At 59.5% G+C, this 25316-nt stretch carries 21 protein-coding genes and 1 tRNA gene; 16 read left to right on the top strand and 6 right to left on the bottom strand.

Annotated elements, in window-relative coordinates:
• The first annotated feature begins 23 nt into the window (after positions 1–23).
• From ACMV18_RS01200 to ACMV18_RS01190, 3 genes are read left to right on the top strand one after another with little or no spacing between them, the layout of a single operon-like run.
• Entirely contained in the window at positions 24–515 is a 492-nt protein-coding gene (locus ACMV18_RS01200; RefSeq protein ID WP_420816370.1) for a YajQ family cyclic di-GMP-binding protein, read from the top strand.
• An 18-nt stretch (positions 516–533) separates the two neighbouring features.
• Positions 534–1187, top strand: coding sequence for a retropepsin-like aspartic protease family protein (locus ACMV18_RS01195; protein WP_420816369.1), 654 nt, complete (start codon positions 534–536; stop codon positions 1185–1187).
• 13 nt (positions 1188–1200) lie between these two features.
• Entirely contained in the window at positions 1201–1938 is a 738-nt protein-coding gene (locus ACMV18_RS01190) for a pseudouridine synthase (protein WP_374256264.1), read from the top strand.
• A 12-nt stretch (positions 1939–1950) separates the two neighbouring features.
• On the opposite strand, the gene ACMV18_RS01185 is transcribed toward ACMV18_RS01190, so the two are convergent.
• Positions 1951–2982, bottom strand: a complete 1032-nt coding sequence (locus ACMV18_RS01185; protein WP_420816368.1) for a putative bifunctional diguanylate cyclase/phosphodiesterase — start codon at positions 2980–2982, stop codon at positions 1951–1953.
• 19 nt (positions 2983–3001) lie between these two features.
• Positions 3002–4282 carry a diguanylate cyclase domain-containing protein gene (locus ACMV18_RS01180; RefSeq protein ID WP_420816367.1) on the bottom strand — a complete coding sequence of 427 codons (1281 nt, stop codon included), beginning with the start codon at positions 4280–4282 and terminating at the stop codon, positions 3002–3004.
• 188 nt (positions 4283–4470) lie between these two features.
• On the opposite strand from ACMV18_RS01180, the gene ACMV18_RS01175 reads away from it, so the two are divergent.
• The 4 genes from ACMV18_RS01175 to ACMV18_RS01160 all read left to right on the top strand — a co-directional run bounded on the left by ACMV18_RS01175 (position 4471) and on the right by ACMV18_RS01160 (position 10180).
• Complete coding sequence (locus ACMV18_RS01175) at positions 4471–5442, top strand: bifunctional riboflavin kinase/FAD synthetase (protein WP_420816366.1); 972 nt, start codon at positions 4471–4473, stop codon at positions 5440–5442.
• An 18-nt stretch (positions 5443–5460) separates the two neighbouring features.
• Positions 5461–8394 (top strand): isoleucine--tRNA ligase, encoded by a 2934-nt coding sequence (gene ileS, locus ACMV18_RS01170; protein ID WP_420816365.1) that lies wholly within the window; start codon positions 5461–5463, stop codon positions 8392–8394.
• Positions 8394–8933 carry a signal peptidase II gene (gene lspA / locus ACMV18_RS01165; protein ID WP_420816364.1) on the top strand — a complete coding sequence of 180 codons (540 nt, stop codon included), beginning with the start codon at positions 8394–8396 and terminating at the stop codon, positions 8931–8933. Before ileS ends, lspA begins: the two co-directional genes overlap by 1 nt.
• A 110-nt stretch (positions 8934–9043) precedes the next feature.
• On the top strand, positions 9044–10180 hold the full coding sequence (locus ACMV18_RS01160; RefSeq protein WP_420816363.1) for an aminotransferase class V-fold PLP-dependent enzyme: 1137 nt from the start codon (positions 9044–9046) through the stop codon (positions 10178–10180).
• 1 nt (position 10181) lies between these two features.
• On the opposite strand, the gene ACMV18_RS01155 is transcribed toward ACMV18_RS01160, so the two are convergent.
• Entirely contained in the window at positions 10182–10802 is a 621-nt protein-coding gene (locus tag ACMV18_RS01155) for a rhomboid family intramembrane serine protease (protein WP_420816362.1), read from the bottom strand.
• Positions 10803–11005: 203 nt separating this feature from the next.
• Here ACMV18_RS01155 and ACMV18_RS01150 point away from each other — a divergent pair, with 203 nt between their 5' ends.
• From ACMV18_RS01150 to ACMV18_RS01135, 4 genes are all read left to right on the top strand, one after another.
• Complete coding sequence (locus ACMV18_RS01150) at positions 11006–12790, top strand: methyl-accepting chemotaxis protein (RefSeq protein WP_420816361.1); 1785 nt, start codon at positions 11006–11008, stop codon at positions 12788–12790.
• Positions 12791–12823: 33 nt separating this feature from the next.
• Positions 12824–12908: transfer RNA gene (locus ACMV18_RS01145), tRNA-Leu, on the top strand.
• Positions 12909–12984: 76 nt separating this feature from the next.
• A complete protein-coding gene (gene cysM / locus ACMV18_RS01140) occupies positions 12985–13887 on the top strand; it encodes a cysteine synthase CysM (RefSeq protein WP_420816360.1) in 903 nt (300 codons plus the stop codon).
• Positions 13888–13914: 27 nt separating this feature from the next.
• Entirely contained in the window at positions 13915–14154 is a 240-nt protein-coding gene (locus ACMV18_RS01135) for a sulfurtransferase TusA family protein (RefSeq protein ID WP_420816359.1), read from the top strand.
• Between the two features lie 19 nt (positions 14155–14173).
• On the opposite strand, the gene ruvB is transcribed toward ACMV18_RS01135, so the two are convergent.
• The gene (gene ruvB, locus ACMV18_RS01130) at positions 14174–15268 is read right to left on the bottom strand and encodes a Holliday junction branch migration DNA helicase RuvB (protein WP_374257402.1); all 1095 of its coding nucleotides are present in this window, start codon (positions 15266–15268) and stop codon (positions 14174–14176) included.
• Positions 15269–15473: 205 nt separating this feature from the next.
• Here ruvB and ACMV18_RS01125 point away from each other — a divergent pair, with 205 nt between their 5' ends.
• From ACMV18_RS01125 to ACMV18_RS01115, 3 genes are all read left to right on the top strand, one after another.
• Positions 15474–16553 (top strand): porin, encoded by a 1080-nt coding sequence (locus ACMV18_RS01125; RefSeq protein ID WP_420816358.1) that lies wholly within the window; start codon positions 15474–15476, stop codon positions 16551–16553.
• Between the two features lie 174 nt (positions 16554–16727).
• Positions 16728–18152 (top strand): porin, encoded by a 1425-nt coding sequence (locus ACMV18_RS01120; RefSeq protein WP_420816357.1) that lies wholly within the window; start codon positions 16728–16730, stop codon positions 18150–18152.
• A 153-nt stretch (positions 18153–18305) separates the two neighbouring features.
• Positions 18306–19628 (top strand): porin, encoded by a 1323-nt coding sequence (locus ACMV18_RS01115; protein WP_420816356.1) that lies wholly within the window; start codon positions 18306–18308, stop codon positions 19626–19628.
• A 138-nt stretch (positions 19629–19766) separates the two neighbouring features.
• Here ACMV18_RS01115 and lysA read toward each other — a convergent pair whose 3' ends face one another.
• Positions 19767–21038, bottom strand: a complete 1272-nt coding sequence (gene lysA, locus ACMV18_RS01110; protein WP_420816355.1) for a diaminopimelate decarboxylase — start codon at positions 21036–21038, stop codon at positions 19767–19769.
• 172 nt (positions 21039–21210) lie between these two features.
• On the opposite strand from lysA, the gene cyaY reads away from it, so the two are divergent.
• Positions 21211–21564: an iron donor protein CyaY gene (gene cyaY, locus ACMV18_RS01105; RefSeq protein ID WP_420816354.1), complete on the top strand. Its 354-nt coding sequence runs from the start codon at positions 21211–21213 to the stop codon at positions 21562–21564.
• Positions 21565–21571: 7 nt separating this feature from the next.
• Here cyaY and ACMV18_RS01100 read toward each other — a convergent pair whose 3' ends face one another.
• Positions 21572–23989, bottom strand: coding sequence for a penicillin-binding protein 1A (locus ACMV18_RS01100; RefSeq protein WP_420816353.1), 2418 nt, complete (start codon positions 23987–23989; stop codon positions 21572–21574).
• Between the two features lie 242 nt (positions 23990–24231).
• Between ACMV18_RS01100 and ACMV18_RS01095 the strand changes: the two genes are divergently transcribed.
• Positions 24232–25311 carry a pilus assembly protein PilM gene (locus ACMV18_RS01095; protein ID WP_374257412.1) on the top strand — a complete coding sequence of 360 codons (1080 nt, stop codon included), beginning with the start codon at positions 24232–24234 and terminating at the stop codon, positions 25309–25311.
• The last annotated feature ends 5 nt before the right edge of the window (positions 25312–25316 follow it).

The following is a 25316-nucleotide window of genomic DNA, read 5'->3' as shown; positions in this document are numbered from 1 at the left end:
GCAGACAAAGGAGAACAACACCCATGCCAAGTTTTGATACCAAGCTCGATCCAAATCTGGAAGCTGTCGGCAATGCCGTGGACACCACGTCCAAAGAGATCGGCACCCGCTTCGATTTCAAGGGCACCAGCGCTGCCGTCGAGTACAACAAGAAGGACAAGCAGGTCACCGTCTTTGGTGACAGCGACTTCCAGATCGACCAGGTTCGCGATGTGCTGTACAGCAAGCTGACCAAGCAAAAGGTTGACATCCGTTTCATGGACATCGGTAAGGTTGAAAAGATCGGCGGCGACAAGGTCAAGCAGGTGCTGACGGTCAAGGCCGGCATCGAATCCGATCTGGCCAAGAAAATCGTCAAGCTGATCAAGGACAGCAAGATGAAGGTGACCGCCAGCATCCAGGGCGATGTGGTGCGTGTGCAAGGTACCAAGCGCGACGACCTGCAGGCCGCCATGGCGCTGATGCGCAAGGACATCGACGACGTGCCACTGTCGTTCGATAACTTCCGCGATTGATGACCACGGAGTCTGTTCATGCACGCATCGCATTTCGTTTGGCTCCGGTGGCTGGTGTGCAGTCAGCTGGCTTTGGCGCTGGGGTCAACGTTTGCACAGAGTGTGGCCATGACAGGCTCCATGGGCAGCAAAGCGCTGTTGGTCATTGACGGTGGAGCGCCCAAGGCCCTGTCGGGTGGCGAGAGCTATCAGGGCGTGAAGGTGGTGAGTGTGGCCTCGGATCGCGTGTTGGTGGAGACGGCCGGCGGGCGTCAGACCGTGTTGCTGGGCGGTGCGCCTGTCAGCATTGGCGGCAGTAGTGCTGGCGCCCAGATCGTGCTGGTGGCCGCAGAAGGCGGGCATTTCCTGGCGCAAGGCACCATCAATGGCATGAGCACCCGCTTTGTCGTGGACACGGGCGCAACGTTGATCTCGATGGGGGTTGATGAGGCGAAGCGACTGGGTCTGAATTACGAGTCCGGTAAGCGCATTCAGACCAGCACGGCCAATGGTCCCGCATTGGGCTGGAAGTTGTCCCTGACGTCTGTTCGCATCCAAAACGTGGAGGTGAACCAGGTGGATGCTGCGATCTTGCCCATGTCGATGCCTTTTGTGCTGCTGGGAAACAGCTTTTTGCAGCGCTTTCAGATGCAGCGCGACAATGACACTTTGACGCTCAAGCGTCGTTTTTGAAGATTGAAACCGAATGGCTCGACGCCCCCGATTACCCGCTGGTCATGAATGTCTGGACCAGATTCTCTTTGCGCAAGGTTTTGGCGAGCGTCGCGTGTGCGAGGGGCTGGTCCTCAACGGCATGGTCCAGGTCAACGGAGAGGTGGTGGATGACCCGGATGCCGTCTTCCCTGAAGACCGCTTGCAACTGGTTGTGGATGGCCAGCCATGGGTGACGCACGTCAAGGCGTTGATCATGCTGTACAAGCCCGCTGGCTACGAGTGTTCACTCAAGCCCGGAGCCTGGCCTGGCGTGCACAACCTCTTGCCCGTCCCATTGCGCAGGCGCGGTCTGCAACCCGTCGGGCGACTCGATCAGGACACAACGGGCTTGCTGCTGCTCACGGATGATGGCCCCTTGCTGCACAAGCTGACCTCACCCAAGCACCATGTGCCCAAGGTGTACGAGGTCACCTGCAAACACCCCGTCACGCCCGCCATGTGCCAGAAGCTCTTGTCAGGCGTGGTGCTGGATGACGATCCGTTGCCGGTCAAAGCCGATGCGGCCGAGATCGTGGGGGAGGGGGAATCTACCCACCTTCGCCTGACCTTGTTGCAAGGCAAGTACCACCAGGTCAAGCGCATGGTCGCGGCGGTGAGCAACCGCGTCGAGGCGTTGCACCGCAGTCAAATTGGGCGCCTGACGCTGCCTGATGACATGGCGCCTGGGCAGTGGCGTTGGATTGAAGACCCCGCCATCGTGCTGCCCTGACGGCCGCTGTGATCAGATGATGTTGTTGAAGTCGGTATCGAGCCTGACGTTCTGAACGTTGGGCGCGGTCCATTCATGGACCCAATCGGCGAACTCTTCGGCCGGCATGGGGCGGCTGATGAAGTAGCCCTGCGCCTCGTCGCAACGCAGGCCGTCCAGAATCTTCCAGCCTTTGTCCGATTCCAGGCCTTCAGCCACCACGGTCATGCCCAGGTTGTGAGCCAGATCGATGGTGGAGCGCACGATCATGGCGTCGTTGAGGTCGTTCTCCATGTTCATCACGAACGACCGGTCGATCTTCAGTTCCTGCACGGGCAGCGTCTTGAGATAAGCCAGTGATGAATAGCCGGTGCCGAAGTCATCAATCGACAACAGGAACCCCATGTCGTGCAAGCGGGTCAGGATCTGCTGCGCGTGTTGCGGATCTTCCATCGTGGCACTCTCGGTAATTTCGAGGACGATGGACCCACGGTGGACACCGTGTCGCACAGCGATCGCTTGAAGCTTTTGCGGCAATTCCTTGTCGATCAGGTCCCGCGTCGACAGGTTGACGGACAACTTCATGTCCAGACCGGCCAAGTGCAGTTGTTTCCAGGTCATGGCCGTTTGCTCGACGACCCACAAACTCAAGGCGCGAATGAAGCCAGTCTGCTCGGCAAATGGAATGAATCGATCAGGCGGCACCATGCCGCGACTGGCGTGTGGCCAGCGGATCAGCGCCTCCGCACCAATCACTTCCTTGGTGCCCAGCTTGATCTTGGGTTGCAGGTAGAGCTTGAACTCGTTGCCTTCCAAGGCATGCTTCAGTTCGGTGAGCAGCGTGAGCGAAGATTCTGCGCCGGTCTCCATGCTCGGGTCGTAAATCTGCACAGGCTGGAACTGCTTGCGCGCCGACGTCAACGCTGCCTCGGAGTGAGAGAGCACCTCGTCGGCATTGACGCCATCACGCGGGAACAAGGCCAGCCCGACCTGCGCCATCAAGTCAATGGCTTGACCCTCGATGTCAAAAGGCTCGTCCATGGCGCGGAGCAAACGCTGCGCCATTTTCAAGGCGTTGGCCTCATCACAGTAGGGGATCAGGCAGCTGAACTGATTGCCCCCCCGTGCGGCCCAGCATGCAGCGCTTGTCAGGTAGCGTGCTGGCAAGACGCTGACCCACTTTGCGCAACAGCAGGTCGCCGGATGCCTGTCCCAGCACCACATTGACTTGCTTGAACCGCTGGATGTCGAGCGTGAGCAAGGCACCAGAGCGGTTCTTGCGTTGGGTTTCACGGATGTCTTTGCTCAGACGCATCCGGAAGTACGCGCGATTGGGGAGGTGGGTCAGGGAGTCGCGGAACGCGGTTTGACGAATTTCTGCTTCTCGCTCTTGGTAATAGTGACTCAGACGCGTCAGCAGCGCGGTCAGTCGTTTCATCTCGGAGGTGCCTCGAATGGCGGGTACCTCCGGAAACTCATCCTTGGTGGCTTGATGCGCCCAGTTGCTGAGACGGACCAATCCGCTTCGGATGTAGGCGGCCTCACGCCACAGGAAAAAAGAGAGGATGGCGACGCCGGTAACCAGCAGGGCCGAAATCTGCAGGGTCGCGTCTCGCCACTTCGGCAGGTCAATGCTGGACGCGGTGTGCAACCACATCACGATGCGACCGGCTCCCGGTGCCGTCGGCAGATCAAAACGCAAGTCCTCATCGGCCACCGAGTCACCGTCCAGTTCCTTGGGGTGCTCAGCGGATGGCGTGGTCAGCCAAGTCTGCAACTCGGTCGGCAGATCGGTCAGCGCGCTGGGCGTCATGGGGGTGCTGACATGCGCGGGCATGCGGCTCCAGTTGCCTTTGGGCCCGTCTTGGGTAATCAGCTGAACCTGTACGTTCGTCCAACCTTGTAGCAGGTCATTGAGTGCCGGCTGGATGGAGGTCATGGCCACATGCACCACTGGCCTGCCGTCGGCGCTCAGGACTTCGCCGCGTGCCCACAGCAGGTACAACTTGCCTTTGACGACCAATGGGGTGGTGATGCCTTGCGCCGGCAACGGAGGTGTGCCCGCCCGGCGCCAGGTGATCAAGACGTCTTGGGCTTCGCTAGGGAAGTCGGTGAGGGGTGTCAGGTCTTTGGCCAGCCAGCCGCGCCACACGTTTGGCGTGTTCGTCGCAGATTCGACCCGGTTCGCCAGCATTTCCAGGCGGTTGGCTTGTGCTGTCAGCAACAGCTTCAGTGCTTGTTCGCCCGACTGCAATTGCATGCGGGCATGCAGCTCGTCTGCGTGATGTCCGTGATATTTCAGGATCAGGACCGTGCCCGTGATCAAGGTGATCAGCAGGGCCAGAGTCGGCAGAACGAGCCTCACTGGCAGCGGTATGGACAAACGCCTGATCTGCATGGGTTCCCAAAAGTTTTGGAGGCAAGCCAGCAAATTAGCCTGCTTTCATCGTCAAGTGTGCCAATGTTGACAGAAAGCGATTGCTTTCAATGAGGCAAACAATGGGCAAGGTTACGCACTTCTGCCGACTTCGTGCGGGGGGATAATCGGCACCCATGCAAGTCTTTCGCGGTTTTCACCACGCGGCGCTGGCACCCGCCTGCGCGCTGACCATTGGCAACTTCGATGGCGTTCACCGTGGCCACCAGGCCATGCTGGCGCTGTTGCGCAATGAAGCGCAGCATCGTCGCTTGCCCACCACCGTCCTGACTTTCGAGCCTCATCCCCGGGATTACTTTGCTGCGTTGACCGGCAAGACAGATCTGGCGCCTGCCCGCATCGCTACGTTGCGCGACAAGCTGTCCGAACTCGAGCGCTGCGGCATCGATCAGGTGGTTGTGTTGCCGTTTGACCAACGCGTTGCCATGCTGACGCCGCAGGCGTTCATCGATGACGTGCTGGTGCGAGGACTGAATGCCCGTTATGTGCTGGTGGGCGATGACTTCAAGTTCGGCGCCAAGCGTGCGGGCGACTACGACCTGCTGGATGCCGAAGGCAGCCGCCAGGGTTTTGATGTTGCGCGCATGATGAGCTACGAAGTCCACGGCCTTCGTGTGTCGTCGTCGGTGGTGCGCGATGCGCTGTCAGCGGGTGACATGCCGCAAGTCGAACGCCTGCTGGGGCGCCCGTACACCATCAGCGGCCACGTCATCCACGGCGCCAAACTGGGTCGCAGCCTCGATTGCCGCACGCTCAATGTCCGATTCGGGCATGACAAGCCTGCCACCACTGGCATTTTTGTGGTGCGTACACATGGCTTGGCCGAGCAAGCTCTGGAGGGCGTTGCCAGCCTGGGCGTGCGCCCCACGGTGGAAGACGCCGGGCGCGTTTTGCTCGAGGTCCATTGCTTCGATTGGCCGTCCCATCTCGGGAAAGAAGGGGGCTACGGTAAAATCGTGCGCGTAGAGCTCTTGCACAAGTTGCGAGACGAGGCCCGATATGACGGCCTGGAGGCCTTGCAGGCCGCCATCCACCAAGACATTGCCGACGCGCGCGGGTTTTTCGAGGCTCAGCGGCGCGGCGTTTAAGCCGAACCCTGAGCCCCCATGAGCCAAGACCAGACCGCCAAGCCCGGCAAGAGCCAACAAGAAGCCAAAAAGGGTGGCGCCAAATCCGCCGATGCGGTGCCCGAGTCCAAGTACCGCGCCACGCTGAACATGCCGGACACCCCCTTCCCGATGCGGGGGGATCTGCCCAAGCGGGAGCCAGGCTGGGTGGCCGAGTGGGAGCAAAGCGGTCTGTACGACAAGCTGCGTGCGGCCCGTCAAGGTGCGCCCAAGTTCGTGCTGCACGACGGCCCGCCCTACGCAAATGGCAACATCCACATCGGTCACGCGGTCAACAAAATCCTCAAGGACATGATCGTCAAGGCGCGCCAGCTCAAGGGCCTGGACGCGATCTATGTGCCCGGCTGGGACTGCCACGGTCTGCCCATCGAAAACCAGATCGAGAAGACCTTTGGCCGCAACCTGAGCCGCGACGACGTGCAGTCCAAGGCGCGTGTGTACGCAGCTGAACAGATCGACGGCCAACGCACCGACTTCAAGCGCCTGGGCGTGCTGGCCGATTGGGCGCATCCCTATCGCACCATGGATTTCGGCAACGAAGCCAATGAAATCCGTGCGCTCAAAAAGATCATGGAGCGTGGCTACGTTTATCGTGGTCTCAAGCCCGTCTACTGGTGTTTCGACTGCGGCTCGTCGCTGGCCGAGTTCGAAATCGAGTACATGGACAAGAAGTCCCAGACGCTGGACGTGGCCTTCCTGAGCGCCGAGCCAGCCAAGCTGGCGACGGCCTTCGGCCTGAGCGAACTGACGAAGGACGCCTTTGCCGTGATCTGGACCACCACCGCGTGGACCATCCCCGCCAACCAGGCCTTGAACGTTCATGCCGAGCTGAACTACGCCTTGGTCGACACCCCCAAGGGCCTGCTGGTGCTGGCCGAATCGCTGGTGGAAAAGGCCGTGGCCCGCTACGGCTTTGAAGCCGACGACTGCAAGGTCGTGGCCACCACCGTGGGCGCCAAGCTGGAAGGCCTGAAGTTCAAGCACCCGCTGGCCCACGTGCACGAAGGCTACAACCGCGAAGCCCCAGTGTATTTGGCCGAGTACGTCAGCGCCGAAGACGGCACCGGCATCGTGCACGCCGCGCCAGCCTACGGTGTGGACGACTTCAACTCCTGCATCGCGCATGGCCTGAAGTTCGACGACATCCTCAACCCGGTGCAAGGCAACGGCGTTTACGAAGCCGACCTGCCGCTGTTTGGCGGCCAGCACATCTGGAAGGCGGCGCCCGTGGTGTTGGAAACCCTGCGTGAGCACGGTCGCCTGCTGGCCACCAAGGACATCGTCCACAGCTACCCGCATTGCTGGCGTCACAAGACCCCGGTCATCTTCCGTGCCGCTGCGCAATGGTTCGTGCGCATGGACGAAGGCGAGGGTGTGTTCACCGTCAACAAGGCTGAGAAGACCCTGCGCCAAACGGCGTTGGACGCGATCGATCAAACCACCTTCTACCCCGAGAACGGCCGTGCGCGCCTGCGCGACATGATCGCCAACCGCCCTGACTGGTGCATCAGCCGTCAGCGCAACTGGGGCGTGCCACTGCCATTCTTCCTGCACAAGGTGACGGGCGAGCTGCACCCCGATACGCTGGCGCTGATGGACAAGGCCGCTGACCTGGTTCAGCAAGGTGGCGTCGAAGCCTGGGCCAAGCTCGATCCATCCGAATGGCTGGGTGCGGAGGCGACCGAATACAGCAAGTCCACTGACATCCTGGATGTCTGGTTTGACTCGGGTACGACCTTCTTCCACGTACTCAATGCCCAAAATGGCAGCCACACCAATGCGGGGCACCATGAAGGCCCCGAAGCCGACCTGTACCTGGAAGGTCATGATCAGCACCGCGGTTGGTTCCACAGCTCCTTGCTGGCCGCCTGCGCCATCTACGGCCGTGCGCCCTACAAGGGTCTGCTGACCCACGGCTTCACGGTCGACGGCCAAGGCCGCAAGATGTCCAAGTCCGTGGGCAACGTCGTGGCGCCGCAAGAAGTGTCTGGCAAGATGGGCGCCGAAATCATCCGCCTGTGGGCTGCGTCCACCGACTATTCCGGTGACTTGGGCATTGATGACAAGATCCTGGCCCGCGTGGTCGACGGATATCGTCGCATCCGCAACACCCTGCGCTTCCTGCTGGCCAATACGTCCGACTTCAACCCAGAGACCGATGCCGTGCCGCTCAACGAGCTGCTCGAAATCGACCGCTACGCGCTGGCCCGTGCCTCGCAGTTGCAGGAAGACATCCTCGCTCACTACGAGCGCTACGAGTTCCACCCTGTGGTGGCCAAGTTGCAGGTCTATTGCTCCGAAGACCTGGGCGCGTTCTACCTCGATATCCTGAAAGACCGCCTGTACACCAGCGGTACCCACAGCCAGGCTCGCCGTGCGGCGCAAACGGCGCTGTGGCACATCACGAACGGCATGCTGCGCTGGATGGCACCGTTCCTGAGCTTCACGGCCGAAGAAGCCTGGAAGATCTTCAACGGTGGTGAAACCATCTTCACCGAAACCTACTGGGACTTCCACGAGGCCGACAAGGACACCGAACTGCTGGCCAAGTGGTCCCGCATCCGTGCCTTCCGTGAAGAGGTCAACCGCCAGATCGAAGAAGTGCGCACCCGGGGTGAAGTGGGGGCTTCGCTGCAAGCCAACCTTTTCGTCACCATCAGCGCCGACGACCAGCGTCTGCTGGCTGACCTGCGCAGTCTGGGCGATGACCTGAAGTTTGTGCTCATCGTCTCCAGCGTTGAGCTGGCCGAAGGTCACAGCACCCAGATCGAGGTCAATCCGTCCAAGGCCGTGAAGTGCGAGCGTTGCTGGCACTACCGTGATGACGTGGGCGTCAACCCCGAACACCCCACCTTGTGCGGCCGTTGCGACAGCAACCTGCACGGCGACGGTGAACACCGCGAGCACGCCTGATGGCCACCAAGAAGTCCCCGGTCGCCTCGGTGCGTGGTGGCAGCAGTCAGAGCGTGTGGCCTTGGCTGGGCATCGCGTTCATCGTCATCCTGCTCGATCAGTTCACCAAGGTGCTGATCGTGGGCTGGATGCAGCACGGTGACAGCCGTGAGGTCTGGTCCTTCTTCAACATCGTGCGGGCCCACAACACCGGCGCAGCCTTTTCCTTTCTGGCGCAAGCCGGTGGATGGCAGCGCTGGTTCTTCGTTGGTCTGGGCTTTGCTGCCACCGGCTTCATCGTTTACATGCTGCGGCAGCACGGCGGACAAAGGCTGTTTGCCTGGGCGTTGTCGCTGATCCTGGGGGGCGCCTTGGGCAATGTCATCGACCGCTTGGTCCATGGCTATGTGGTGGACTTCCTCGACTTCCACTGGGCCATCCTGTCTCCCATTTTCCCGGGTGGCCACTTTCCCGCATTCAACGTGGCCGACTGCGGCATCACCATCGGGGCGGCTTTGCTGATCGTCGACGAGTTGCGACGTGTGCGTCGCGGCGCTTGATCTGACGCAGTTTTCCCCCAAACGGGACAGGGTGGGGTAAGGCCTCACCCGGCTCGGTTCCAGCCCTGTGCTACGCTGGCTCAAACACATTGACTTTGTTTGAAGACCTTATGCCCGGCCTGCTTTCCAACATCGATCCCGACGGTCTGCTCGAGTTCTCGGTCGTCTACACCGACCGAGCGCTCAACCACATGTCCAAGCGCTTTCAGGGCGTGATGACCGATATCTCGGCCATGCTCAAGCGTGTCTACAACGCGCATGCAGTGGCCTTGGTGCCGGGCAGCGGCACCTTTGGCATGGAGTCGGTGGCCCGCCAGTTTGCGCAAGGCAAACACGTGCTGGTGATCCGCAACGGTTGGTTCAGCTACCGCTGGACGCAGATCTTCGACATGGGGCAGATCCCGTCCAGCCACACCGTCATGAAGGCGCGCCGCGTGTCGCAAGACAGTCAGTCGCCATGGGTGCCGGCTCCGATCGAGGAGGTCGTGGCCACCATCCTCCAAGAAAAGCCGGCGGTGGTGTTCGCCCCGCACGTCGAAACAGCGGCCGGCATGATCTTGCCAGATGACTATCTCCGCGCGGTGGCTGACGCCGCCCACGAGGTGGGGGGCTTGTTCGTGCTCGACTGCATCGCCTCGGGCGCCATGTGGGTTGACATGAAGGCCACGGGCGTGGACATCCTGATCTCCGCACCTCAAAAGGGGTGGAGCAGCTCACCCTGCTGTGCCATGGTGATGTTCAGCGAGCGCGCCCGCCAGGCCATCGACGCAACCCAAAGCACCACGTTTGCCATGGATCTGAAGAAGTGGCTGCAGATCATGGAAACCTACGAGGGTGGCGGCCATGCCTACCACTCCACCATGCCCACCGACGCCTTGGCGCGCCTGCGTGAGGTGATGGTTGAAACCGAGGCCTACGGCTACGACAAGGTGCGCGCCGAACAGATCGAACTGGGTCAGTCTGTGCGTGCCCTGATGGTGCGCCACGGCTATCCCAGCGTGGCGGCTGAAGGTTTCCAGGCCCCGGGCGTGGTGGTGAGCTACACCACCGACCCGGACATCCAGTCCAGCAAGAAATTCCTGGCCTTGGGGCTGCAAACGGCCGCAGGCGTGCCGCTACAGTGTGACGAACCGGCTGACTTCCGCACGTTCCGTGTTGGTTTGTTCGGTCTGGAAAAGTGGCACAACGTGCAGCGCACCGTTGCGCACCTCGATCAAGCGTTGACAGCCCTGGATGCCGGTCAATGAATCAGGCGCGCCAACCGCCTCCGCGGTTGCGCCCTGAAGAAAACGGCGGTTGGCCACGCCAGTAGCGAATCATCAGCCAGCCGCCCAACATGCCCCCCAAGTGGGCAAAGTGCGCCACGCCAGAAGCGGTGCCTGTCACGCCCAGGAACAACTCCAGCCCACCATACAAGGCCACAAACGTGCGGGCCTTCATGGGGATCGGTGGAAACAGCGGCATGATGGTCCGGGTCGGGAACACCATGGCATAGGCCAGCAGCAGGCCAAACAGACCGCCCGAAGCTCCCACGGTCGGGTTGATCCACCCACCCAGCGCGGACATCAGCAATTGACACGCCGCGGCCGTCAACACACTGGCTGCTAGGAAGGACAGGTAACGCCGTCCGCCCCAGATCCGCTCCAGTTCAGCCCCAAACATCCACAAGCCCATCATGTTGAAGAAGATGTGGCTGAACGAGCCGTGCAGGAAGGCGTAGCTGATCACCTGCCAGGGCATGAAGCGGCCGCTGTCAAACGGCCACAGCGCGAAATAAACAGACAGCAGGTGCCCGAACACTTCATCCAGGCAGAACACGGCCACGTTGATCAACAACAGAGCCTGGGTAATCGGGGGTAACGGTGGCATGCGGCGGGGTCCAAGTTGAGACGCTCATCATAGCGACCGCTCAGTATGGAAATGGTTCCGGACTGACAGCGGCGCAGGTGGCATTTTTCACAATCAAGAGATTGGTGGGCGTTTAAGTTGCTGCATGGCATGCCGATAAATCCGACAAGCGCCCGGCCGTTGGTCAGGCTTGGCATCGCCCGTTACCTTGAGAGGCCTCACTTATGCACTGGTTTGCCAAATTCAAACTGCGCTCCAAACTCATGATGGCGTTTGCCGGCGTGTTGATGGCCATGTCGCTACTGGGATTCGTCAGCATGAGCAGCATGTCATCCGTGAATGACGCTTCTCAGGAAATCTCGGATCACTGGCTGGCCAGTGAAGCACTGGTGGCCAAGATGCGCGCATCCGCTGGTGATGTGCGTGGCTTCGAAGGGCAGCACATTTTGTCCACCGAGGCCAGTGATATCGCGAAATACGATCAACAGATCAACGTTTTGGTGGACGATGTACGCAAGGCCATGGATGCCTATGCGGCCTTTGCCAAGACGTCTCAGGACAAGGCCCTGCTGGACGACTTCAAAGCGGCTTGGGCGAGCTTCTGGCAAGCCAGCCAATCGATGCTGGCCTTGTCACGCGAGAATCGCAACGACGAAGCCAGAGCGTTGATGACCGGTGCCACCCACCAGGAGTATTTGCGTGTCATCGACACGTTGAATCGCCTTCAAGAGTTCAATGTGAAGGGCGGCACGGAAGCCAGTGACCATGCCGACCGGATGTATCACAAGGCATTTTTGTTCAGCATGATCGGCGTGATGGCCGTTTTTGCGATCGGCTTGGTGGTGGCTTGGGCGATTGCAGGACAGATTGCTCGCCCTTTGGAGCAGACCGTCACGGTGCTCAATGCGGTGGCCCAAGGTGATCTGTCTCAGCGGATCGATGTCAATCGCCAGGATGAAATTGGCCATATCCAACGCGCCTTGTCGACGATGGTCGATAACTTGGCCGGAATGGTGCGTCAGGTCCGTGCGGGAGCGGATTCCGTGGCAACCGCATCGGTTCAGATTGCGCAAGGCAATTCGGACCTCAGCGCCCGAACCGAAAGTCAGGCTTCCAGCCTGCAAGAAACAGCGGCATCAGTCGAAGAAATGGCCGGCACCGTTCGCACCAATGCGGACAACGCCCGTCAGGCCAATCAACTTGCCTCCGCAGCGTCGGACGTGGCATCGCGCGGTGGAGACATGGTCAGCGAAGTGGTGCAGACCATGAATGGCATTCAGTCCTCCAGTCAGAAGATCGCCGACATCATCGGTGTGATTGATGGCATCGCTTTCCAAACCAACATCCTGGCGTTGAATGCTGCTGTCGAAGCGGCAAGAGCTGGCGAGCAAGGCCGTGGCTTTGCGGTCGTGGCAGGTGAGGTGCGCACCTTGGCGCAGCGCAGTGCACAAGCCGCCCGTGAAATCAAAACCCTCATCAATGACTCTGTTGAGAAGGTCAATGCGGGTAGCCAGTTGGTCGGTGCGGCGGGCAACACCATGAGTGACATCGTGACGCAGGTCCGCAAGGTGACCGACTTGGTGGGAGAAATCGCCCATGCCAGCACCGAACAGAGTCAGGGTATTGGTCAAATCAACCAAGCAGTCAGCCAACTGGATCAAAGCACCCAACAGAATGCTGCCTTGGTGGAAGAGAGCATGGCCGCGGCCGAGAGCTTGAAATCGCAAGCGCAGAAACTGGCTGAGTCGGTCGCTGTCTTCCGCGTGCGAGATGACGGTGGCATGACGCGATCTGTGACGCCTGTTCAGGCAAGAGTGTCGGCGCCAGCACCGCAACCCGCGCCGGCAAACAAGGCAAAAGCGTTGACGACACCCAAGCCGCCCGCTGCCCCTAAGCAACTGAGCAAGCCAACAGCAGCAAGTGCGAACAAAGCTTTGCCGGCCATTCCCGCCCCATCTGCGAGCAAGCCAGCGTCGGCAGTTGACGACAGTGATTGGGAGACCTTCTAAGTTTGTGCTATCCTTTTGGTCTTCAAAGCACCTGCCCTGGTGGTGAAATTGGTAGACGCGCCGGATTCAAAATCCGGTTCCGAAAGGAGTGACGGTTCGAGTCCGTCCCGGGGCACCACCTGATCGTTCAGGTAAGCCGTAACCCGCACGTCACCTGACGATGCGGGTTTTTTATTTGCTGAAACGAGGCTGCAATGATCTATCCAACACTCGAAGACGCCATTGGCAAAACGCCGCTCATCCGTTTGCAGCGTGTGCCGGGTGCCGAGTGTGATGCGCGCGGCAACGTCATTCTGGCCAAGCTGGAGGGCAACAATCCTGCTGGCTCTGTGAAAGATCGCCCGGCCATCAACATGATCCGGCGCGCGGAAGAGCGTGGCCAGATCAAGCCGGGCGACACACTGATCGAGGCCACCTCTGGCAACACGGGCATCGCCTTGGCCATGGCCGCAGCCATCCGTGGCTACAGGATGGTGTTGATCATGCCGGAAGATCTCAGCATCGAACGTGCTCAGACCATGAAAGCCTACGGTGCGGAGCTGATCCTCACGCCCAAGAGCGGAGGCATGGAGTACGCGCGCGACTTGGCCGACCAAATGGTGCGTGAAGGCAAGGGCGTGGTGCTGGATCAATTTGCCAACCAGGACAACCCAGCGGTGCATTACGAAACCACTGGGCCTGAAATCTGGGCAGATACGCAGGGCCAGATCACGCACTTTGTGAGTGCCATGGGGACGACCGGCACGATCACGGGTGTCTCGCGATACCTGAAAGAGCAAAGCCCGTCCGTTCGCGTTGTCGGTGCTCAGCCGCAGGAAGGCTCCCGCATTCCGGGCATTCGCAAGTGGCCGGAGGCCTACCTCCCCAAGATCTATGATCCGTCCCGTGTGGATGAGCTGATTCATGTCAGTCAGACCGATGCGGAGGAAATGGTGAGACGTCTGGCGCGGGAAGAGGGCCTGTTTTGCGGGATCTCTGCAGCAGGCGCCTGCTGGGCCGCACTGCAATTGGCGCAAAATCTCCACAACGCCACCATCGTGTTTGTGGTTTGCGACCGAGGTGATCGCTACCTTTCCACAGGTGTCTTCCCTGCCTGAAGATCAACGCCGACAGCCTGTACTGCCATGGACACTCATAAAGAAATTGATGCACGCGGCCTGACTTGCCCACTGCCTATCTTGCGAGCCAAAAAGGCGCTCTCAGACATGCAAAGCGGTGAGGTGCTGAAGGTGCTGGCAACCGATCCCGGCTCTGTCCGAGACTTTCAGGCATTTGCTCGCCAGACGGGCAATGACCTGCTCGACCAGCAGGCGCACCACACAGAATCTGGCGACGAATACACCCACTTCCTGCGTCGACGCTAAGACGGCCGTCTTTCGGCCCTTAGCCCAGAAGGTCGCCGCCTTGAGGCGCGAGCAGACCGAGGTGCCGATACGCTGCCGCCGTGGCGATGCGCCCCCGTGGCGTGCGTTGAAGGTAGCCTTGCTGGATCAGGTAAGGCTCGATCACGTCTTCAATCGTGTCTCGCTCTTCGCCAATGGCTGCCGCTACATTGTCCAAGCCCACAGGCCCGCCATCAAAGCGGTGGATGATGGCTTCCAGCAGTTTGCGATCCATGATGTCAAACCCAACCGGATCGACGTCGAGCATGGCCAAGGCTTTGTCCGCCATGTCTTTGGTGATGCGTCCTGTGCCCTTGACCTCGGCATAGTCCCGCACGCGACGCAGCAATCGGTTGGCGATCCGCGGCGTGCCGCGTGAGCGCCTGGCCACTTCCATGGCGCCTTCGGGATCGATCGGCGCCCCCAGCAATTTGGCTGATCGCGTCACGATTCGCTGCAATTCGGACGCGGAATAAAACTCCAGGCGGGCGACGATGCCAAAACGGTCTCGCAGCGGGTTGGTGAGCATGCCGGCTCGCGTTGTGGCCCCCACCAGCGTGAAGGGTTGCAAGTCCAGCTTGATGGAGCGTGCGGCCGGGCCCTCGCCAATCATGATGTCAATCTGATAGTCCTCCAGCGCAGGGTAGAGGATTTCTTCAACGACAGGACTCAATCGATGAATCTCGTCAATGAACAGCACATCATTGCGCTCAAGATTAGTTAGGATGGCAGCAAGGTCTTTCGGCTTCTCGAGCACGGGGCCTGAGGTCTGACGCAGGTTGACACCCAGTTCCGTTGCGATGATGTGACTCAGGGTCGTTTTGCCAAGTCCTGGGGGGCCAAACAGCAGGACGTGATCCAGCGCTTCTTGTCGTTTGCGAGCCGCGCCAATGAAGATTTCCAACTGCTCACGTGCTTTTTCCTGGCCGACATATTCGTCCAAGTCCTTGGGACGCAAAGCGCGCTCCAAGGCGTCTTCGCCCTGAGATGTCACAGTGGCTTCGACCATTCGTGACGCCGAAGCGTCCTCAAATTCGGTGGTTGAGGCCTTTTTCCCTCTGCGAGTAGGGCTGAAATCGTCAGTTTGAATGCTCATGCAAGCATTATCTCTTCGTAGGAGGGTGTTGCCACATGACAACGAAATGAGGCCCGGTTTGGTGCTTATGACATCTCTGTCATAAACAGATTCATAAATTTCTGCTGCAATGAGCACGTTCTCAGCGCTCTGTGCGCACCAAAAGTGTGCGCAGATATAAACACCAGATAGCGCTGAAGCATCTGGATCAACTTTGGAGAAGTCCATGAAAAAGACTCTGCTGGCTCTGGCCGCTATCGCCGCCTCTTCTGCTGCTTTCGCTCAATCCTCCGTCACCCTGTACGGCGTGGTGGATGCATCCGTTGAAAGCGTGAAGGGCGCTCACACCCTGACTCGCGTTACTTCCGACAACCTGTCGACCTCGCGTATCGGCTTCAAGGGCACCGAAGACATCGGTGGTGGTTTGAAGGCTAACTTCGCACTGGAATCGGCCTTGAAGGTTGACACGGGCGCTCAAGGTAACACTGCTCGCTTCTTCGACCGTCAAGCTTGGGTTGGTCTGACTGGTGGCTTCGGTGAAGTGCGCCTGGGTCGTCAAGACTCGCCTATCGGTGACATCGCTCGTAACGTGCTGGTCGCTCAAACTTATGACGACCTGAAGGCCGTGAGCACCCGCGCTGGTGTGGCTTACACCCGTGCCGACAACGCCATCACCTACATCCTGCCTACCGTTGTGCCCGGTCTGACTGCTTCGCTGCAGTACTCCACGGCTGTGGGTAGCTCCGCTACTGGCGGCGCTGCTGGCGCTGAGAACATCGGTGATGCCGCCTATGGCGCAAACAGCAAGGCTTACGGTCTGGGCGTGAAGTACGTTGCAGGTCCAGTCTTCGCTGGCGTCGGCTACCAATACAACACGGATGAGCTGGTCACTGCTGGCAAGCAAAAGTCCAACGCAACGCTGGGCTACGCTGGCTATGACTTCGGCGTTGCCAAGGTCACCGCTTACTTCGACGGCGAAACCAGCGCATCTCACCTGACCGGTCTGGTTGCTGGTGCTCGTCGCATGCAAGTGTACGGTGCTAAGGTTGCCGTGCCTGTTGCACCTCAGTTCACTGTGATCGCTAGCGGCTCGGTTGCTCGTAACGTCGCCACCAGCGGCAACAGCGCCTCCGATGTGCAGTTCCTGACTGTGCGCGCTCTGTACGACCTGTCCAAGCGCACTACCGTGTACGCCATGTTCACTAACGTGAACAACGACACCGCTTCGACCTTGACCTTCGGTGACGCTGTTGCCGCAGGCAAGACCTCGCGCGGTCTGGCTGCTGGTATCAAGCACACGTTCTAATTCGATCCTTCGAATTCCAACGTGCAAAAGGGAGCTTCGGCTCCCTTTTCTGCTTTCTGCGCCACCTGTTTGGATGTCTCTGGGTCACGACAGCCACGATGCTGCGCGTGCATCCACTGGTAAAACCTGCGCCACGCGCTGGGGTCTGTACCCCCGGACGCTACAGGAGGTTTTATGCAGAAGAAGTATCAAGCGCCCATCGTTCGAGGCGCATTGGCCCTGTCAATCCTTGGATGGGGGGCATCCTCGGCGCATGCGGCGCTCAGCGTGTATGGCAACGTCGATGCGGCGGTGGACCATGTCCATAAGGGGCAGGGGAGCATCGCTGACAACACCTATCTGAGCAGCGTTGTACCCACTCTGGCGGCAGCGGCAGCCGCTGCACAAGGCGGCAACTACGCCAGCACCTATCAGTTGGTCGCGGGCAAGTTGCGGGCGGCCTACGCCAATCACTCATCACTCACTCGCATCACGCCCAGCATCGCCTCACAAAACGCATTGGGCATCCAAGGCTCGGAGGACCTGGGTGGGGGCTTCAAGACGGCCTTCGTCCTGGAAGGGCAGTTCAACACCGACTCAGGCGCCCAAGGCGGGCAAGACAGCCGCATGTGGGGGCGCCAGGCTTATATCGGGCTGACCACACCGGTTGGTGAGGTGCGCGTGGGGCGCCAGTACGCGCCCATGTTCTACACCTATGCCATGTCGACCGTCGAGGCTTTGGGTGCGTCCGATCTCATGGGTTTTGGCATGGTGGTGAACTCACTGCAAAACCGTTTGGACAACGCCGTGAGTTACTGGCTGAAATACGGGGCGCTGACAGCGTCGGTGGCGGTCAGCCCCAATGGGGGCGTTGACAGCAGGATCAGCAGCGCACGAGCGCCCGTGGCCGTCGCTGGCAGCGCCAATGGTCAGATCATCGGTGGGGCCTCAGCCGGCACTGAAAGCAGTGACACTGGCGGCCGCGGTCAAACGGCAGGCCTGTTTTTGAACTATGCACTGTCATCGGCCTTGAACGTCACGGCATCGTGGCACGCCAACAAGTTTGGCAATGCGCAAGTGGTTGATGCGTTGACAGCCATGCGGTTGGTCGACCTCGATCGATTCCATTCCGTCGCCGTTGGCGCCAAGTACACCGACCCCATCGTCGGCACGACTTGGGCGATGAACATGCTGAATGGCAAGTTCCGCAATGACGCATCCAGCAATCAGCCCAGTATCCAGATCAACGTGTTTTCAGCCGGTGTGAAGCAGCCGATCCAGCAATTTGCCGTTGGGGCAGAAGTGGCTTATGGGCAGTTCACCAATTTCACCAAAGGCAAGGACATGGCGGCCATGTTCTCGGGTGACTACAACCTGAGCAAGCGCTCCAAGCTGTACGCCAGGCTGGGATGGTTGCGTGACGTCGGTGGACGCCCAGCCAGTCTGGAAACGAACACCTATCCCGGCCCCATTGGCGAGATCACTCCGACGGTCACCGGCGGGCCTGTACCGATCCTGACCGGCTTTGGCTCTACGGAAGTGCCGTTCTTCGCCGGAGGTGGTGCCAACATCGATGCGACATCTCGGGTGATCGCGGTTGGTGTACGCCATCAGTTTTGATCGACCTCACGTAACCTGAATATGGGCTTCGGTGTCGCGACTTGACGTGTAGACAAATTGCGACAACCTAGCAGAAACGAGGGTGTGGCGATCGGGTGGCTGCGGGCACTATTTCGTGGACCCTCATTCAGAGGGGTGTTTAGGAGATTTCGCATGCAAAAAACCGCACTGACCAAAGCAGTTGCGATCGCTCTGGCCACGATGGGTGCCAGCGCCGCTTTCGCCCAATCGAGCGTCACCTTGTACGGTAACTTGGACGTTGCCATCGACAGCGCCACCAAAGGTGCAGGCAAGATTGCCGGCACGGTTTGGTCGCTGAACCCAGCGGCAGCCGCCAACGTTGGTGCAGAAAGCCACGTCGTGCGCATTGCTCCTAGCGTGTCGTCTTCCAGCGCGCTGGGTGTCAAGGGTACCGAAGACCTGGGCGGCGGTTACAAGGCCGGTTTCGTCCTGGAAGGTCAGATGGGCATCGACACCGGCGCGCAAAACGGTCAAGACTCCCGTATGTGGGGTCGTCAAGCATTTGTGGGTCTGACCACGCCAGTTGGTGAAATCCGCCTGGGTCGTCAGTACGCGCCCATGTTCTACACCTTCGCGTTCTCGACCGTCGAGGCGTTGGGCGGTGCCGACCTGCAAGGTTTTGGTCTCGTGACCAACAACCTGCAAATCCGTCAAGACAACCAGATGAGCTACTGGGTGAAGACCGGTGGCTTGACGGCAGCCCTGTCGTATTCGCCGCAAGCTGGCGTGCCTGACAAGATTTCGTCGATGCGCGCTCCTGCCTCGACAAGCTCCACCGGGCAAATCTTGGGTGGCGCTACGGCTGGAACCGAGGCTGCAGAGCAAGGCGGCCGCGGTCAGGCAATCGGTTTGTTTGCTAACTACGCTGTGAGCGATGCGCTGTTGTTGAACGCGTCTTACCACATGAACAAGTTTGGCAACGCCACCGCTGGGTCGTATAACGCTACGTCTAGTACCTATACCGCAATGTTTGCGCTGGACAAGCACATCGGTTATGCACTCGGTGCAAAGTACACCGTGCCTAATTTGGGTACCCAAGTGTCGGGCGTTTTCCACTCGGGCAAGTACGAGATGGATGCGGGAAGCGTCGTCCAGAACATCAAAACCAACACGTTTGCTCTGGGTGTGAAGCATCCGATTGGCAATTTCGCGGTCGGTGCCCAGTATGCCGTGTCGAAGTTCACCAACTTCTCTGAAGGCAAGGATACGGCTCTGATGCTCATCGGTGACTACAACTTCTCCAAGCGCACCAAGGTTTACACCCGCTTCGGTTTTGCGAAGGATGATGCTGGTAAGGCGGCAAACATTGGTTTCGGTCCCTACGGCGTCAACGGTGGCCCGCTGCCAGTTCTGACTGGTCTGGGTTCGCAAGAAACCCCATTCTTCTCGGGTGCTGGTGCCAACATCGGCAACACGACCCGTATGCTGGCCATCGGTGTCCGTCACCAGTTCTGATCAAGCAACTGCTTGAGTTTGAACTCAAAGCCGCCTTCGGGCGGCTTTTTGCATTCCGTCGTCTTGACACACTGCTTGCACCATGAAAAGCGCCTCCCGAGGGAGGCGCCATGCGTTGCAGCAAGTGTTTTCTGGGTGTCAGTTCTGGATCAGTTTTTCCAGCGCAAACAGTGCGTCGACAGACTCACGTTCGCGGATCAACCAAACCTGGTTGCCATCGACCATCAACTCGGCTGCACGGCCACGCGTGTTGTAGTTGCTTGCCATGGTCATGCCATATGCCCCGGCGGACAGCACGGCCAGCACATCGCCGGGCTGCACAGCCAAGCTGCGATCGCGCCCCAGCCAGTCACCCGACTCGCAAACCGGACCGACGACGTCCCAAACTACAGGGGCACCCTCGCGCTGACGGGTATTCACAATGCCCATGTAGGCCTCATACAGAGCGGGGCGCATCAGGTCATTCATGGCCGCATCGACGATGCAGAAGTTTTTCTTCTCGCCGGGCTTCAAGAACATGACTTCTGTCAGCAACACACCGGCATTACCTACCAGCGAGCGGCCTGGTTCGAAAACCAGTTCCCGATGGCCGTGGCCGCGTGCGTCGATCTTTGCCAGCAATTGTTTGATCAACTCATCTGCGCCGGGCGGCGTTTCGTCGGTGTAGGTGATGCCAAGGCCGCCACCAAGGTCCAGGTGATGAATGGGGACACCTGCACCTTCAATGGCTTCAACCAAGTCCAGGACACGGTCCAGCGCGTCCAGATAGGGGGCAATCTCGGTGATCTGGGAGCCGATGTGGCAGTCAATGCCCGTCACCTCAATGCCGGGCAACGCGGCGGCACGCTGGTAGGTGTGGATGGCCTGCTCATGCGCCACACCAAACTTGTTGCCTTTCAATCCCGTCGAGATGTAGGGGTGCGTGCCAGCATCGACGTCTGGGTTGACGCGCAGGCTCACGCGCGCCGTCTTGCCCATTTCGGAAGCCACCTGTGAGAGCACTTCAAGTTCAGCGGTGCTCTCGACATTGAAGCAGCGCACGCCAGCATCCAATGCCAGACGCATTTCCGCACGCGTCTTACCAACGCCCGAGAAAACAACCTTGGAGGCATCACCGCCAGCGGCGAGGACACGAGCCAGCTCGCCGCCCGAAACGATGTCGAAGCCGCATCCCGCTTGCGCAAATGTTTGCAGCACCGCGATGTTGGAGTTGGACTTGACCGCGAAGCAAACCAAGTGTTGGCGCCCAGCTAGCGCCTGTTGATAGGGTGCCAGTGCTGCCAGCATGGCCTTGCGCGAGTACACGTACAGCGGTGTGCCGTATTGCTGAGTCAAATCGCGCAAGCGCACGTCGTCAAGGTACAGGTCCTGGTCTTTGAAGGCGAAAAAGGGGGAGCCGGGGAGCGTCATCGTGCAGAGGTATTTTGGGGTTGCGAGGCCGCTTGAGCGGGGGCGGGCAGATACAGCGGCCCCTTCATGCCACAGCCGGCGTGAAGGGCAATTGCCAGCACGTAGGCTGCGGTCAGCAGGGCTCGTAAAATTGTCGGCTTGCGATTCATCCCCACATTCTAAGGAAGCTCAGATGTCCACAGTTGCCACGCCCTCCGGTTTGAGTGACGCGCAATACGATGCCGCGATCCGAGAAGCTTTGGCGCGCATTGAGCAAACGGTGGACAAGTGGCTGGAAGACGATGTGGTGGACATCGACGCAGCGCGTACCGGAGGCATGCTGACGCTGTCGATGCCGAACCGTTCGCAGTTGATCGTGAATGCCCAGCCGCCATTGCACGAATTGTGGCTTGCTGCGCGCAAGGGCGGCTTTCATTTCCGTTTGGGCATCAATGGGCGCTGGATGGACACCAAAACGGGCGAGGAATTCTTTGCCGTGCTGTCTGCGTGCGCCACGGAGCAAGCGCAAACACCGTTGACGTTCTGACCGTCTGTCAGTGCGTGCCACCGTGAGGTGGCTTGTCGCCAAACAGATCCAGGATGCCCTTTTTTTCTGCATCGGTTGTGGCTGCGGGGGCTGAGTGGGCTCCCTCTCCGGCTTCAGGTCCTAACTCGCGGACACCTGTGCCGGATGTGTACTCTTCATAAAACCACTCGCCGCCAATGTTGACCACCCCTTCAGGTGGTGTCGGCTCTTCGACGGGCACATTGCGCAAAGCGGTGGTCATGAAATCAATCCAGACTGGCAGCGCCAAGCCGCCACCGGTTTCTTTGTCCCCGAGTTTTCTGGGCTGATCGTGGCCAATCCAGACCACTGCGACGTTGTGCGCGGTGTAGCCTGCGAACCATGCATCCATGGAGTCGTTGGTCGTGCCCGTTTTACCGTAAAGATCGGGGCGTTTGAGGGTGGCCTGTGCCCGGGCAGCGGTGCCCGATCGCGTCACTTCCTGCAGCAAGCTGCTCATCACAAATGCATTGCGCGCATCGATGGTGCGCATGCTTTCGTCCAGTGGCGTCGGGCGATAGTTGGCCAGTGTGTGGCCGCGGTTGTCGGTGACTTTCAAAACCAACTGGGGGTTCACGCGATAGCCGCCGTTGGCAAACACGGCATAAGCCCCGGCCATTTGCAAGGGCGTGACGGAGCCAGCCCCCAGCGCCATGGTGAGGTATGCCGGATGTTTGTCTGCCTCGAATCCAAAACGAGTGATCCAGTCTTGAGCGTATTTGGCGCCGACTGAGCGCAGCACGCGAATGGAAATCATGTTTTTGGATTTGGCCAAACCACGGCGCAGCGTCATGGGGCCCTCAAATTTGCCGTCGTAGTTTTTGGGCTCCCACGCTTGGCTGCCGGTCGTGCCTGCATCGAAGAACAGTGGGGCATCATTGACCACGGTGGCGGGTGTGAAGCCCTTTTCCAGTGCCGAGGAGTAAATGAAGGGCTTGAAGCTGGAGCCGGGTTGTCTCCACGCCTGAGTGACGTGGTTGAACTTGTTGCGATCGAAGTCAAACCCGCCCACCAAGGCGCGGATGAGTCCGGTCTGCGGGTCCAACGATACAAAAGCGCCCTCAACCTGTGGCAACTGAACCACCGACCAGCGGTCATCTTTGTCCTTCAGGACACGGATCACAGCACCTCGGCGAATCTGTTGCTTCGGTGTCGCTTTCTCGGTCAGGGCGTTACCAACAAGCTTCAGCCCTTCCGGCCCGATGATCAACTGCTCGCCAGACTGCAGCACAGCAACCAACTGCTTCGGTTCTGCGCGCGTGACAATGGCGGCGCGGATGTCTTCACTGTCTGGGTGATCTTCCAGGGCTTCCGCGATGCGCACATCCATCTGGTGCGGATCATCCGGCAGGTCAACATAGGCCTCGGGGCCGCGCCAGGCTTGGCGGCGATCGAAATCCAGCAAGCCTTTTCGAAGTGCCTTGTACGCAGCCACTTGTTCCGTCATGTTGACGGATGTGTAGGCATTGATGCCGCGGGTATAAGCGTCGGCGCCGTATTGCTCATGCATGAGCAGGCGGGCGGCCTCGGCGACGTAGGCAGCTTCGATGGCGATCGGGGCCTTGGTTCGGTAGTGAAGCACTTCTGCCTTGGCTTCTTCCCGCTGGTCAGCGTTGATGAAGCCGTTTTCATACATCCGGTCGATGATGTATTGCTGCCGGATGGTTGCGCGCTTGGGGTTTCGGACTGGGTTGTAGGCAGAGGGTGCCTTGGGCAGCCCTGCGAGCATGGCCGCCTCGGCCACGGAAATATCCTTGAGCGGCTTGCCAAAATAAGTGTCGCTGGCCGCTGCAAAACCATACGCACGTTGCCCCAGGTAGATCTGATTCATGTACAACTCAAGAATCTGGTCCTTGCTGAGCAGGCTTTCGATCTTGAGCGCGAGCAGAATTTCGTAGATCTTGCGGGTGAAGGTTTTTTCCGTGGGAAGATAAAAATTCCGCGCCACTTGCATCGTGATCGTCGATGCACCCTGACTCCGTGACTCGCCAAAATTGGCCAAGCCGGCGCGAATTACCCCCACGTAATCGACCCCGCCGTGTTTATAAAAACGCGCGTCTTCGATTGCCAGTACGGCATCTCGCATCACTTTGGGAATTTCTGCGATCGGCAAAAACTGGCGACGTTCTTCCCCGAACTCTCCGATCAGGACTTGCTCGCTGGAGTAGACGCGCAGAGGCATCTTCGGCTGATAGTCGGCCAGGCCCGTCACCTCTGGCAGATTCGGATACGCCACCGCCAAGCCAATCGCGGCCAGACACAGGCCGGCAAAAACGCCAGCAACACCTAGCCCGCACAGCACCAACAAGGGTTTGAGGATCCATGTCCACCACCATGCATGCTGGGCGCGCTGAGTGCGGTCGGGTGCCGGGGCGGGGGGGGATGCTTGTTGTTCGGAATCGCTCATGAGGTGGGCGTCAGGATGGTGCTGAGATTATAGAAACCTCGGCCCAACCCCGTTTTGACCAGGGTACGCACAGACGTGTGGCACAAATGTCGTGTAATTGCAACTGTCTGTAAGGCGTGTGCAAGGCGCAACGAGCTTGGGATTTCTCCTGCATTAACGCCTTTCATTGTCAAAACCTTTGCTGATAGCATTGAAGTGGTTTATTAACTTTCCAGCGTCAGGGACGGCGCATGGAGGACGGTGTGAGCTTTCTTGACACGCTCTTGGGCCGCAAGCATCCGCCAATGATCGGACTGGATATCAGTTCATCGAGCGTGAAGCTGGTCGAATTGAGCCAGACGGCGTCTGGCGAATATGTATTGGATCGATTCGCGTCTGAGCCCTTCGAGAAGGGCTGGATTGCTGACGGCCAGATCGAAAAGTTCGACGAAGTGGCCGAGGCTGTTCGCAAGGTCGTTGCCAAAAGTGGCGTGAAGACCAAGCAGGTCGCCATGGCGATGCCCCAGTCGGCGGTGATCACCAAAAAGATCATGCTGCCGGCAGGCCTGCGCGAGGAAGAGATGGAGATGCAGGTGGAGGCGGAAGCCAACCAGTACATCCCCTTCTCGCTGGATGAGGTGTGCCTGGATTTTTGTGTCGTGGGTCCGAGCCCGACGTCCGCCGGTGACGTTGAGGTCATGATTGCGGCCTCGCGCAAGGATCGGGTTCAGGACAGGCAGGCATTGGCCGAAGCAGCGGGGCTGAAGCCTGCCATCTTGGATATTGAGTCTTACGCGTCCAGACTCGCTGTACGTCGACTCGTGGAGACTTTGCCCGGTGAGGGTAAGGATGCGTTGATCGCGTTGTTCGAGATCGGGGCAGAGAACACCAGTTTGAAGGTGCTGCGCGATGACGAGCTCTTGTACGACCGTGATCAGGCTTTCGGTGGCGCTCAGTTGACCCAGTTGATTTCTCGGCAGTACGGCTTTTCGTTTGAAGAGGCCGAAGTCAAGAAGCTCAATGGTGACCTGCCTGAGGACTTCCAGTCGACCATCCTGAGTCCCTTTGTGGACAGCTTGTCTCAGGAAATTGGGCGTGCGTTGCAGTACTTCTTCACGAGTACGCCTCACCACAAGGTTCATTACGTCATGTTGGCTGGCGGCACGGCTGCCTTGCCAGGTCTGAAAGATCGTGTGACTGAGCTGACGGGCTTTGCCGCCATGGTGGTCAATCCTTTCGAGGGCATGAAGCTTGGCTCTGCTGTGCGTGAGAGCAAGTTGCGTCGTGAGTCGCCGTCTTATCTAACCGCTTGTGGCTTGGCCATGCGGAGGTTCCTCGCATGATTTTG

Source organism: Aquabacterium sp., from assembly GCF_048860245.1.
Classification (GTDB): domain Bacteria; phylum Pseudomonadota; class Gammaproteobacteria; order Burkholderiales; family Burkholderiaceae_C; genus Aquabacterium.
Note: the sequence above shows the minus strand (reverse complement) of the source record. Positions and strands in the feature narration are given on the sequence as shown.

Coding starts and splice junctions, on each gene's coding strand:
- ACMV18_RS01200 (WP_420816370.1), top strand. CDS start 24: ATGCCAAGTTTTGATACCAAGCTCGATCCAAATCTGGAAGCTGTCGGC.
- ACMV18_RS01195 (WP_420816369.1), top strand. CDS start 534: ATGCACGCATCGCATTTCGTTTGGCTCCGGTGGCTGGTGTGCAGTCAG.
- ACMV18_RS01190 (WP_374256264.1), top strand. CDS start 1,201: ATGGCTCGACGCCCCCGATTACCCGCTGGTCATGAATGTCTGGACCAG.
- ACMV18_RS01185 (WP_420816368.1), bottom strand. CDS start 2,982: ATGGCGCAGCGTTTGCTCCGCGCCATGGACGAGCCTTTTGACATCGAG.
- ACMV18_RS01175 (WP_420816366.1), top strand. CDS start 4,471: ATGCAAGTCTTTCGCGGTTTTCACCACGCGGCGCTGGCACCCGCCTGC.
- ileS (WP_420816365.1), top strand. CDS start 5,461: ATGAGCCAAGACCAGACCGCCAAGCCCGGCAAGAGCCAACAAGAAGCC.
- lspA (WP_420816364.1), top strand. CDS start 8,394: ATGGCCACCAAGAAGTCCCCGGTCGCCTCGGTGCGTGGTGGCAGCAGT.
- ACMV18_RS01160 (WP_420816363.1), top strand. CDS start 9,044: ATGCCCGGCCTGCTTTCCAACATCGATCCCGACGGTCTGCTCGAGTTC.
- ACMV18_RS01155 (WP_420816362.1), bottom strand. CDS start 10,802: ATGCCACCGTTACCCCCGATTACCCAGGCTCTGTTGTTGATCAACGTG.
- ACMV18_RS01150 (WP_420816361.1), top strand. CDS start 11,006: ATGCACTGGTTTGCCAAATTCAAACTGCGCTCCAAACTCATGATGGCG.
- cysM (WP_420816360.1), top strand. CDS start 12,985: ATGATCTATCCAACACTCGAAGACGCCATTGGCAAAACGCCGCTCATC.
- ACMV18_RS01135 (WP_420816359.1), top strand. CDS start 13,915: ATGGACACTCATAAAGAAATTGATGCACGCGGCCTGACTTGCCCACTG.
- ruvB (WP_374257402.1), bottom strand. CDS start 15,268: ATGAGCATTCAAACTGACGATTTCAGCCCTACTCGCAGAGGGAAAAAG.
- ACMV18_RS01125 (WP_420816358.1), top strand. CDS start 15,474: ATGAAAAAGACTCTGCTGGCTCTGGCCGCTATCGCCGCCTCTTCTGCT.
- ACMV18_RS01120 (WP_420816357.1), top strand. CDS start 16,728: ATGCAGAAGAAGTATCAAGCGCCCATCGTTCGAGGCGCATTGGCCCTG.
- ACMV18_RS01115 (WP_420816356.1), top strand. CDS start 18,306: ATGCAAAAAACCGCACTGACCAAAGCAGTTGCGATCGCTCTGGCCACG.
- lysA (WP_420816355.1), bottom strand. CDS start 21,038: ATGACGCTCCCCGGCTCCCCCTTTTTCGCCTTCAAAGACCAGGACCTG.
- cyaY (WP_420816354.1), top strand. CDS start 21,211: ATGTCCACAGTTGCCACGCCCTCCGGTTTGAGTGACGCGCAATACGAT.
- ACMV18_RS01100 (WP_420816353.1), bottom strand. CDS start 23,989: ATGAGCGATTCCGAACAACAAGCATCCCCCCCCGCCCCGGCACCCGAC.